The 9839-nt window shown below is 68.8% G+C and carries 10 protein-coding genes; 6 read left to right on the top strand and 4 right to left on the bottom strand.

Features of this window, described 5'->3' with window-relative positions; translation table 11 throughout:
* Positions 1 to 34 precede the first annotated feature (34 nt).
* The 5 genes from lgt to dacB are packed head-to-tail and all read left to right on the top strand — an operon-like array spanning position 35 to position 4673.
* Entirely contained in the window at positions 35 to 922 is an 888-nt protein-coding gene (gene lgt / locus PXD02_RS08970; RefSeq protein WP_275103579.1) for a prolipoprotein diacylglyceryl transferase, read from the top strand.
* Positions 919 to 1977, top strand: coding sequence for a class I SAM-dependent methyltransferase (locus PXD02_RS08965; RefSeq protein WP_275103578.1), 1059 nt, complete (start codon positions 919 to 921; stop codon positions 1975 to 1977). The genes lgt and PXD02_RS08965 overlap by 4 nt, the downstream gene beginning before the upstream one ends.
* The gene (gene pgeF / locus PXD02_RS08960) at positions 1961 to 2725 is read left to right on the top strand and encodes a peptidoglycan editing factor PgeF (RefSeq protein WP_275103577.1); all 765 of its coding nucleotides are present in this window, start codon (positions 1961 to 1963) and stop codon (positions 2723 to 2725) included. Before PXD02_RS08965 ends, pgeF begins: the two co-directional genes overlap by 17 nt.
* The gene (locus PXD02_RS08955; protein ID WP_473092080.1) at positions 2725 to 3315 is read left to right on the top strand and encodes a nicotinate-nucleotide adenylyltransferase; all 591 of its coding nucleotides are present in this window, start codon (positions 2725 to 2727) and stop codon (positions 3313 to 3315) included. Before pgeF ends, PXD02_RS08955 begins: the two co-directional genes overlap by 1 nt.
* Positions 3315 to 4673 carry a D-alanyl-D-alanine carboxypeptidase/D-alanyl-D-alanine endopeptidase gene (dacB, locus tag PXD02_RS08950; protein ID WP_275103575.1) on the top strand — a complete coding sequence of 453 codons (1359 nt, stop codon included), beginning with the start codon at positions 3315 to 3317 and terminating at the stop codon, positions 4671 to 4673. Before PXD02_RS08955 ends, dacB begins: the two co-directional genes overlap by 1 nt.
* A 26-nt stretch (positions 4674 to 4699) precedes the next feature.
* On the opposite strand, the gene PXD02_RS08945 is transcribed toward dacB, so the two are convergent.
* Positions 4700 to 5122, bottom strand: coding sequence for a tellurite resistance TerB family protein (locus PXD02_RS08945; RefSeq protein WP_275103574.1), 423 nt, complete (start codon positions 5120 to 5122; stop codon positions 4700 to 4702).
* Positions 5123 to 5218: 96 nt separating this feature from the next.
* Here PXD02_RS08945 and PXD02_RS08940 point away from each other — a divergent pair, with 96 nt between their 5' ends.
* Positions 5219 to 6802: a lysine--tRNA ligase gene (locus PXD02_RS08940; protein ID WP_275103573.1), complete on the top strand. Its 1584-nt coding sequence runs from the start codon at positions 5219 to 5221 to the stop codon at positions 6800 to 6802.
* 243 nt (positions 6803 to 7045) lie between these two features.
* Here the strand turns inward: PXD02_RS08940 and recR are convergent, their stop codons facing one another.
* Genes recR through PXD02_RS08925 form a run of 3 tightly spaced genes read right to left on the bottom strand, consistent with a single transcriptional unit; the run spans position 7046 to position 9780 of the window.
* Positions 7046 to 7645, bottom strand: coding sequence for a recombination mediator RecR (gene recR, locus PXD02_RS08935; RefSeq protein WP_275103572.1), 600 nt, complete (start codon positions 7643 to 7645; stop codon positions 7046 to 7048).
* 14 nt (positions 7646 to 7659) lie between these two features.
* The gene (locus tag PXD02_RS08930; RefSeq protein WP_275103571.1) at positions 7660 to 8004 is read right to left on the bottom strand and encodes a YbaB/EbfC family nucleoid-associated protein; all 345 of its coding nucleotides are present in this window, start codon (positions 8002 to 8004) and stop codon (positions 7660 to 7662) included.
* A gap of 3 nt (positions 8005 to 8007) precedes the next feature.
* On the bottom strand, positions 8008 to 9780 hold the full coding sequence (locus PXD02_RS08925; protein ID WP_275103570.1) for a DNA polymerase III subunit gamma/tau: 1773 nt from the start codon (positions 9778 to 9780) through the stop codon (positions 8008 to 8010).
* Between the last annotated feature and the right edge of the window lie 59 nt (positions 9781 to 9839).

The following is a 9839-nucleotide window of genomic DNA, read 5'->3' as shown; positions in this document are numbered from 1 at the left end:
GCTAGCGTGCCCGCCGCAACCGCCCCGAGGCCCCATGATCCCGTTTCCCAATATCTCGCCCGAGATCTTCACAATTCATCTGGGCGGGCTGACCCTGTCGCTGCGCTGGTATGCGCTGGCCTATCTGGCCGGGCTGCTGATCGGCTGGCGGGTCGTTGCCGCGATGATGCGCCGCGACGCCCTGTGGGGCGACCATGCGCCGATGCGGGCCGACCGGGTGGACGACCTGCTGACCTGGGTGATCCTGGGGGTGATCCTGGGCGGGCGGCTGGGCTTCGTGCTGTTCTACGAGCCGGGCTTCTATCTCTCGAACCCGGCCGAGATCGTCAAGGTCTGGCAAGGGGGCATGAGCTTTCACGGCGGCTTCGCGGGCGTCATCGTCGCCACCTGGGCCTTTTGCCGCGCCAATGGAATCCCGCCGCTGCGGCTGGCCGATGCCATGGCGGTGGTCGCGCCGATCGGGCTGTTCTTCGGCCGCATCGCCAATTTCATCAATGCCGAATTATGGGGTCGCCCCACCGATCTGCCCTGGGGCGTGATCTTCCCCGGCGAGGCCGCGCAGACCTGTCCCGGCATCACCGGCCCCTGCGCCCGCCACCCCAGCCAGCTTTACGAGGCGGGGCTGGAGGGGCTGGTTCTCGGCCTGATCCTGCTTGCCCTGGTCCGCGCGGGCGGGCTGCGCCGTCCGGGACTGGCCTTCGGGGTTTTCCTGGCCGGATACGGGCTGGCGCGCATCTTCGTGGAACTGTTCCGCGTCGCGGACGGGCAGTTCATCACCCCCGACAACCCGCTGGGCCATGTGATCGGCGGGCCGGTGGTGGGGCTGACCATGGGTCAGCTTCTGTCGCTGCCGATGGTGCTGGTCGGGCTGTTCTTCATCTGGCGTGCCCGCCGCCGCCCGGCGGTGGGCGCCGCCGCATGACGCCTCTGGCCCGGATCATCGCGACGCGGATCCGCGCGACCGGGCCGATCACCCTGGCCGACTATATGGAGATCTGCCTGCTGCATCCCCGCCACGGCTATTACGCCACGCGCGATCCTTTCGGCGCGGCGGGCGATTTCACCACATCGCCGGAAATCCACCAGATGTTCGGGGAACTGTGCGGCCTGGCGCTGGCGCAGGCGTGGCTGGACCAGGGCAGGCCCGCGCCCTTCACGCTGGCCGAACCGGGACCGGGGCGCGGCACGCTGATGGCCGACATGCTGCGCGCGATCCGCGTGGTTCCGGGCATGGCGGATGCCGCCCAGGTCGCGCTGATCGAGGCGTCGCCGCATCTGCGGCGCGTGCAGCAGGACCGGCTGGGCCCTGTCCAGCACCTCGATTCGATCGAGGATTTGCCGCGCAGCCCGTTGTTCCTGATGGCGAATGAATTCTTCGATGCCCTGCCGATCCGGCAGTATCAGCATACGGATGACGGCTGGGCCGAACGGATGGTCGGTCTGTCCGATGACGGGTTGCAATTCCACCTGGGCCTGCCGGTGGATCTGCCGCGCCCCGGCAAGCCCGGCGATGTGGTCGAGGACTGCCCGGCAGCCGTCGCCGTCACGGAAACCATCGCCCGCCGCATCGCCGCCCATGGCGGGGCGGCGATCTTTGTCGATTACGGCGGCTGGAACGGCTATGGCGATACCTTCCAGGCGCTGCGCGACCACCGCCCCGAACACCCGCTGGCCCATCCGGGGCAGGCCGACCTGACCGCCCATGTCGATTTCGCGCCCCTCGCGGCGGCGGCGATCCGGGCGGGGGCGGTCGCCTCGGCCCCTGTGCGGCAGGGCGATTGGCTGCTGTCGCTGGGCGCCGGCCAGCGGGCGGAACGGCTGGCGGCGGCAGGGGACGCGGGCGCGATGGCGGCGCTTCGGCGCTTGACCCATGCCGATGAAATGGGTCACCTGTTCAAGGCCATGGCCATCTGGCCGAAATGGGCGCCCCCCGTGCCCGGATTTGCTGCGCTGAGGCTTCATGCAGACCACGCTTGAGATTCTGACACATCCCCTGCTGCGCCCGGTCAGGCACGGGTTCTTCACCCGCAAGGGGGGCGCGTCATCGGGGCTGTTCTCGGGGCTGAACTGCGGCCGCCGGTCCACCGACCAGTCCGAGATCGTGGTCCTGAACCGCGGCCGCGTCGCCACCGCCATGGGCGTTCCCGCCGGGGCGCTGGCGACGGTCAGGCAGGTCCATTCCGCCGATGTGGTCACGCTGACCGACGACAGCGACATCCCCACCGTCGCCAATACCGAAGCCGACGGCATCGTCACCGCGCGCCGCGGCGTCGCCCTGGCGGTGCTGACCGCCGATTGCCAGCCGATCTTGCTGGCCGATGCGGATGCGGGCGTGATCGGTGCCTGCCACGCGGGCTGGCGCGGCGCGCTGGACGGCATCATCGAGGCGACGGTCGAGGCCATGCGCGCCTTGGGCGCCACCCGGATCCGCGCCGTGATCGGCCCGACGATCAGCCAGCGCGCCTATGAGGTCGGGCCGGATTTCATGGACAGCTTCCTGGCCGAAGATCCCGGCTACAGCCGCTTTTTCAGCGGCGGCCCGAACGGTCGGCCGATGTTCGACCTGCCGTCCTTTGGCCTGATGCGCCTGCGCGATGCCGGGGTCGATGCGGAATGGTCCGGCCACTGCACCTATTCCGACCCCGACCGGTTCTTCAGCTATCGCCGCGCCACGCACGAGGGCGAGGCCGACTATGGCAGGCTGATCTCGGCCATCACGCTTTGATCCGGGCGGGGCTTCCGCTTGCGATGCCGGGGATGCGCATCGGCCTGCTGGGGGGATCCTTCGATCCCGCCCATGACGGCCATGTCGCCATCACCCAGGCCGCGATGCGCCGCTTCGGGCTGGATCGCGTGTGGTGGCTGGTGTCGCCCGGCAACCCGCTGAAGGCGCACGGGCCTGCGCCCATGGCGGACCGCATCGCCGGGGCGCGGCGCCTGCAAACCGATCCGCGCGTGATCGTCACCGACATCGAACAGCGGCTGGGCACCCGGATGACGGCGGACACGATCGCGGCGCTGAAGCGCGTCTATCCGGGCGTCCGCTTCGTCTGGCTGATGGGGTCGGACAATCTGGTGCAGTTCCACCACTGGGACCGCTGGCGGTCCATTGCGGCGGCGGTGCCCATCGGCGTTCTGGCCCGGCCCGGCACGCGCACGCTGGCGCGCCATTCGGTCGCCGCGCAGATCATGGAGCGGGCGCGCCTGCCGCAATCGCGCGCGGGATCGCTGGCATTCCGCCCGCCGCCCGCCTGGGTGCTGGTGAACCTGCCCATGTCGCGCCAATCCTCGACCGCGCTGCGAGGCGTGCGGTGATGCGCCGCCGCGCGCTGCTGGCGGGCCTTGCCGCCCTGCCCACGGCGTCCTGGGGGCGCCCGCCCGCGAAGCCCGCCTTTTCCGCGGGGCGGCTGGTGGCGGTGGCGGACCTGCCGGGCATCGTCGCCTATGCCTGGCTGGACGCGGCCGGCGGGGTGCTGGCCGACGCGGCCCTGGCCGCCGCGCCGATGATGCCCGCCAGCACGCTGAAGGCCGTGACGGCGCTTTATGCGCTGGACCGGCTGGGGCGGGACCGCCGCTTCACGACGCGGGTGATCCGGGCGGGCGACATGCTGGTCCTGGCCGGGGGCGGCGATCCGGTGCTGTCCACTGACGACCTGGCCCGGCTGGCGGGCGATCTTGCCGCGACGGGCCAGCCTGCGCCCGCGCGTTTTGCCGTCTGGGGCGGCGCGCTACCGCAGATCCCCGAGATCGCGCCGGGGCAGGCCGATCATCTGGCCTATAACCCGGCGCTGTCGGGTATGATCCTGAACTTCAACCGCGTGCATCTGGGCTGGCGGCAGGGCGGAACCCAACTGTCGCTGGAGGCGCGGGCGGCCAGCCATTCGCCGCGCGCCTATACGATCACCGCCGCGCCCGCCGATCAGTCCGACCCGTTCGCCTGGCGCCAGGACGGTTCCCGTGAAAGCTGGACCGTCGCCCGCAGCGCCATGGCCCGTCCCGGCAGCCGCTGGCTGCCCGTGCGCAAGCCGGAACTCTATGCGGGCGACGTGTTCCAGACGCTGTGCCGCGCGAAGGGGCTGGTCCTGCCCGCGCCCGAGGTCATCCATGACCTGCCCGTGGGCGAGGTGCTGGCCAGCCATGAAAGCCCGCCGATGGAGCAGATCCTGCGTGGGATGCTGCGTTTCTCGACCAACCTGACGGCCGAGGTGGTGGGCCTGCACGCCAGCGGGGCCGCCGATCCGGCGGGATCGGCCCGCGCCATGCAGGACTGGCTGACGGCGCAGGGGCAGGGCGCGGATTTCACGCTGGCCGATCATTCCGGCCTGTCGCCGGACAGCCGCGTCACGGCGCAGGGCATGGCGCGGCTGCTGGCCGGTCCGGGGCTTGCGGTGGGCTTGCCCGGCCTGTTGAAGGCGAACCCGCTGGATGAGGATCTGGGCCCCGACCCCGCGCAAACCGCGCGGATCCGCGCCAAGACCGGGACGCTGAATTTCGTATCCAACCTCGCGGGCTATCTGGACCGCGCGGATGGCGGGCAGTCGGCCTTCGCGATTCTGACCGCCGATCCAGCGCGGCAGGCGGCGACGGCGGGGCAGGAGCTTCCGCCGGGCGTGCTGGCCTGGACGCGGGACGCCAAGCGGCTTCAGCGGGACATGCTGACGATCTGGTCCTGACGACGGCACCCGACGACGGCACCCGACTACAGCACTCGGTGGCGCACCTGGGCCGACAGTTCGATCGCGGCGGCGTGCAGGCGGGGGATGTTCAACTGGTGCCGGATCTCGGCCAGCATCGCCACTTCGCCTTCGTAAAGCTGGCCGTCGGCCGCGCCCACGTCGCAGGCCAGGGCATAGGCGGTCTCGTACAGCTTTTCGGGCAGCGCGTCGCGGACCAGGCCGAACAGGGCGTCGATGCCGTCCTCATGCTCGAACAGGCTGATGACGGTCTGGCTGATGGCGCGAATCCGGTCCTCGTCATAGGCGGCGAAGACCGGGGCGTGATCGACATTGCGCTGGATCGCCACCAGTTCCGAGGTGCGATAGGTCTGGCCCGACGCCAGCACCGCCACCATGATCGCCACCAAGGCATCGCAGGGCGAGAACGAAGGCAGGTCGATGGTCATGGCGGGTCCTTGTGGCAAGCCGGTTCCGGTGCAAATTATTGACCATTCGGGCGGCTTTCAATAAGGCGTCAAGGTCTTGGAACAGGAGAAGACGCGATGACAACCCTGCGCGATGCCGCGATGCAATCGAAGGCCTGGCCGTTCGAGGAGGCGCGCCGGGTGCTGAAACGCTATGAGAAGAAGGATCCCGACAAGGGCTATGTCCTGTTCGAGACCGGCTATGGCCCCTCCGGACTGCCGCATATCGGGACGTTCGGAGAGGTCGCGCGCACCACGATGATCCGCCGCGCCTTCCAGATCATCAGCGACATCCCGACCCGGCTGTTCTGCTTTTCCGACGACATGGACGGGATGCGCAAGGTGCCCGAGAACGTCCCGAACCAGGACATGCTGCGCCAGCATCTGCAGGAACCGCTGACCACCGTGCCTGATCCCTTCGGGGAATACGACAGCTTCGGCGGCCACAACAACGCCATGCTGCGCCGCTTCCTGGACACGTTCGGCTTCGAATACGAATTCATCAGCGCGACCGAGTTCTATAAATCGGGCCGGTTCGACGACACGCTGCGGCTGGCCGCCGAACGCTACGACGCGATCATGGAGGTGATGCTGGCCAGCTTGCGCGAGGAGCGGCAGCAGACCTATTCCTGCTTCCTGCCGATCAGCCCCAAGACCGGCAAGGTTCTGTATGTGCCGATCAAGCATGTCGACGCGAAGAACGGCACCATCACCTTCGACGACGAGGACGGGCAGGAACTGACTCTGCCGGTCACGGGCGGGCAGGTGAAGCTGCAATGGAAGCCCGATTTCGGCGCTCGCTGGGCGGCGCTGGATGTCGATTTCGAGATGTATGGCAAGGATCATTCCACCAACACGCCGATCTATGACGGCATTTGCGAGATCCTGGGGGGCCGGGCGCCGACGCATTTCACCTATGAGCTGTTCCTGGACCAGCACGGCCAGAAGATCAGCAAATCCAAGGGCAACGGGCTGTCGATCGACGAATGGCTGACCTATGCGGCGACCGAGAGCCTGTCCTATTTCATGTATCAGAAGCCCAAGACCGCCAAGCGGATGTATTTCGATGTCATCCCCAAGGCGGTGGACGAATATCACCAGCAGTTGCGCGCCTATCCCGGCCAGTCGGTGGATCAGCAACTGGCGAATCCGGTCTGGCATATCCACGGCGGCAATGTGCCCGCCAGCGACATGGTCGTGCCGTTCCAGATGCTGCTGAACCTGGCATCCGTTGCGGGGGCCAAGGACAAGGACGGCCTGTGGGGCTTCATCCGCCGCTATGCGCCCGAGGCCTCGCCCGAGACGCATCCGGGGCTGGATCAGGCGGCAGGCTTTGCGGTGCGCTATTTTGCCGATTTCGTCGCGCCGACCCGGACCTTCCGCGCGCCTACCGAGGTGGAGCGCCGCGCCATGGAGGATCTGGCCGGGCGGCTGGCGGCCTGGGACCAGCCCGCCGATCCCGAGGCGCTGCAATCCATGGTCTTCGCCATCGGCAAGGATCACGGGTTCGAGCCGCTGCGCGACTGGTTCGCGGCGCTGTATCAGGTGCTGCTGGGCGCGGACCAAGGGCCGCGCTTCGGCGGGTTCATCGCGCTTTACGGCATCGACGAAACCCGCGCGCTGATCGAGAGGGCCTTGGCCGGGGAATTGGCCGAGGCGTGATGCCCGGGGATCGGGCGGGACCAGAAAACGTATACGTTTCCCCCGCCCCTTAAGTGACGGCGCAACCGAAGACGGTGCTGTCCCACGACCACGGAAGGCCTGCGCCCGACCCGGTGGGCGTGAAGCGCCCGCCGAGGGCGGGGCGGGCGCAGGCCGGGCCTGTGAGGCCCGTCTGGTTCCGGTTGATATGTCAAAAGTGGCGAAGGCGATGGCCTTCGCCAGCCCAAGGGCGGCGTGTATTGCTTACAACCGCCGCCGCGCGCGCAGGGCCGCGCTGATCGTGCCATCGTCGAGGTAATCCAGTTCCCCGCCGATCGGCACGCCCTGCGCCAGTCCCGTCACCGTCGCGCCTGAATCGGCCAGGGCATCGGCGATGTAATGCGCCGTCGTCTGCCCGTCCACGGTGGCGTTCAGCGCCAGGATCACTTCTCGGATCCCCTCGCGCTCCACCCGGTCGATCAGCGCGGGAATGCCCAGGTCGTCGGGGCCGATCTCATCCAGCGCCGACAGCGTGCCGCCCAGAACGTGATAGCGTCCGCCAAAGGCGCGGCCCCGCTCCATCGCCCACAGGTCGGCCACGTCCTGGACCACGCAGATCTCTCCGGTCGCGCGGGCGGGGTCGGTGCAGATCGCGCATTCGTCGCGGTCGGTGATATTGCCGCAGGTCACGCATTCGCGGGAATTGACGGCCACCCGCTCCAGCAGCCCGGCCAGCTGCGACATCTGCCCGCTGCGCTTGCGGATCAGGTGCAGCACGATCCGCCGGGCCGAGCGCGGCCCAAGCCCCGGCAGCCGCGCCATCAGCCCGACAAGCGCCTGGATGTCGTCGCTGCCTTCCTTCATCCGCGGGCCGCCATTCAGAAGGGCAGCTTCATGTCGGCGGGCAGGCCCAGTTCCTGGCTGATGCGGGTCATTTCGGACTGCATCTTGTCCTGCGCCTTGCGCTGCGCGTCCTTGATGGCGGCCAGGATCAGATCCTCGACCACTTCCTTTTCCGAGGGCACGAAGATCGACGGGTCGATCTCAAGCGCGGTCAGATCGCCCTTGGCGGTGGCGGTCGCGCGAACCAGCCCCGCGCCGGATTCGCCGGTCACGGTGATGGTGTCCAGATCGGCCTGCATCTTCTGCATCCGGTCCTGCATGTCCTTCGCGGCCTTCATCATCTTGGCCATGTCGCCAAAGCCGCCCAAACCCTTGATCATCGCTTAATCCTCGTCCTCGAAGGGATCCCATTCCTCGACCTCGGCCACCGGGCCTTGGGTCAGTTCGTGCGGGTTCGCCGCGCCTTCGGCCAGTTCGACGGCCTCGGCCGCGACCGGCGCGTGGCGCACCTGCTTCAGCCTGGCGCTCGGAAAGGCCGCCAGCACCTGCTGCACGATGGGCAGGCGCAGGGCGCGGGCCTCGCGTTCCCGCTGCTCGGCCGCCTGCTGTTCGGCGATGGTCGGCGCGCCGCCCGTATTCGTGACGGTGACGGCCCAGCGTTGCCCGCCGGTCCAGCCGCGCAGCCGTTCGGCCAGCTTCGAGGCCAGCTCGCGCGGGGCGTCCGCGCGCGGCTCGAACTCGATCCGGCCGGGGCTGTATCGCACCAGCCCGACATGGCGTTCCACCTGCACCAACAGCAGCATGTCGCCCATCCGCCGGATCAGATCCAGGACCGAGGCGAAGTCGGGATAGGCCGCGAAGGCCTCCGGGTTGACCGCCAGCGCCGTCGCCGCGCCCGAGGCCTGGGCGATCACCGGGGCGGGGCGGGACGCGCGGGGCGCCTGGGCAGGGGCCGCAGGGGCGCCCGTCCGCGCGAAATCGCCCGCCGCCTGGGCCTGCTGGACGCGGCGGATCAGGGCTTCGGGGTCGGGCAGGTCGGCCACATGGGTCAGGCGGATCACCGCCATTTCCGCCGCCATCATCGCGTTGGGCGCGGCCGAAACCTCGTCCAGCGCCTTCAACAGCATCTGCCACAGCCGGGTCAGCACCCGCATCGCCAGCTTGCCGGCCAGTTCCTTGCCGCGCAGCCGTTCGTCGGGCGCAATGGTCGGATCCTCGCCCGCATCCGGCGTGATCTTCACGACCGAGATCCAATGCGTGATCTCGGCCAGGTCGCGCAGCACGGCCACCGGGTCGGCTCCGTCGGCATATTGCGATTGCAGTTCGGTCAGGGCGGCGGCGGCATCGCCGCGCAGGATCATCTCGAACAGGTCGATGACGCGGCCCCTGTCCGCCAGGCCCAGCATGGCGCGGACCTGTTCCGCCGTGGTTTCCCCCGCGCCGTGGCTGATCGCCTGGTCCAGCAGGCTGGTCGCGTCGCGGGCCGATCCTTCCGCCGCCCGCGTGATCAGCGCCAGCGCGTCGTCGGTGATCCGCGCGCCTTCCGCCGTGGCGATGCGGCGCAGCAGGGCGATCATCACCTCGGGTTCGATCCGGCGCAGATCGAACCGCTGGCAGCGCGACAGGACCGTGACCGGAACCTTGCGGATTTCCGTGGTGGCGAAGATGAACTTCACATGCGGAGGCGGCTCCTCAAGCGTCTTCAGCAGCGCGTTGAAGGCACTGGTGGACAGCATGTGGACTTCGTCGATGATATAGATCTTGTAGCGCGCGCTTGCCGCCCGATAGTGGACGGATTCGATGATCTCGCGGATGTCGTTCACGCCGGTGCGGCTTGCGGCGTCCATTTCCAGCACGTCGACATGGCGGCCTTCACTGATCGCCACGCAATGCTCGCAGACGCCGCAGGGCTCGGTCGTCGGACCGCCCTGGCCGTCGGGGCCGATGCAGTTCATGCCCTTGGCGATGATCCGCGCGGTGGTGGTCTTGCCGGTGCCGCGGATGCCGGTCATGATGAAGGCCTGCGCGATCCGGTCGGCGGCGAAGGCGTTCTTCAGCGTGCGCACCATCGCGTCCTGGCCGACCAGGTCGGCGAAGGTCTCGGGCCGGTATTTGCGGGCCAAGACCTGATAGGTCGGCGCGGCGTCCTGGGGCATCGTGTGGTCCGTCACAGTGTCGACTGGAACCTAGCGATTGCGGGATTGCGCGACAAGGA

The organism is Paracoccus sp. S3-43 (genome assembly GCF_029027965.1).
GTDB lineage: Bacteria > Pseudomonadota > Alphaproteobacteria > Rhodobacterales > Rhodobacteraceae > Paracoccus.
This window is presented reverse-complemented; position numbering and strand designations above follow the sequence as displayed.

Excerpts from the sequence above, each read along its gene's own strand:
- dacB (WP_275103575.1), top strand. The coding sequence starts at position 3,315 with ATGCGCCGCCGCGCGCTGCTGGCGGGCCTTGCCGCCCTGCCCACGGCG.
- PXD02_RS08925 (WP_275103570.1), bottom strand. The coding sequence starts at position 9,780 with ATGCCCCAGGACGCCGCGCCGACCTATCAGGTCTTGGCCCGCAAATAC.
- PXD02_RS08930 (WP_275103571.1), bottom strand. The coding sequence starts at position 8,004 with ATGATCAAGGGTTTGGGCGGCTTTGGCGACATGGCCAAGATGATGAAG.
- PXD02_RS08945 (WP_275103574.1), bottom strand. The coding sequence starts at position 5,122 with ATGACCATCGACCTGCCTTCGTTCTCGCCCTGCGATGCCTTGGTGGCG.
- pgeF (WP_275103577.1), top strand. The coding sequence starts at position 1,961 with ATGCAGACCACGCTTGAGATTCTGACACATCCCCTGCTGCGCCCGGTC.
- PXD02_RS08940 (WP_275103573.1), top strand. The coding sequence starts at position 5,219 with ATGACAACCCTGCGCGATGCCGCGATGCAATCGAAGGCCTGGCCGTTC.
- recR (WP_275103572.1), bottom strand. The coding sequence starts at position 7,645 with ATGAAGGAAGGCAGCGACGACATCCAGGCGCTTGTCGGGCTGATGGCG.
- PXD02_RS08965 (WP_275103578.1), top strand. The coding sequence starts at position 919 with ATGACGCCTCTGGCCCGGATCATCGCGACGCGGATCCGCGCGACCGGG.
- lgt (WP_275103579.1), top strand. The coding sequence starts at position 35 with ATGATCCCGTTTCCCAATATCTCGCCCGAGATCTTCACAATTCATCTG.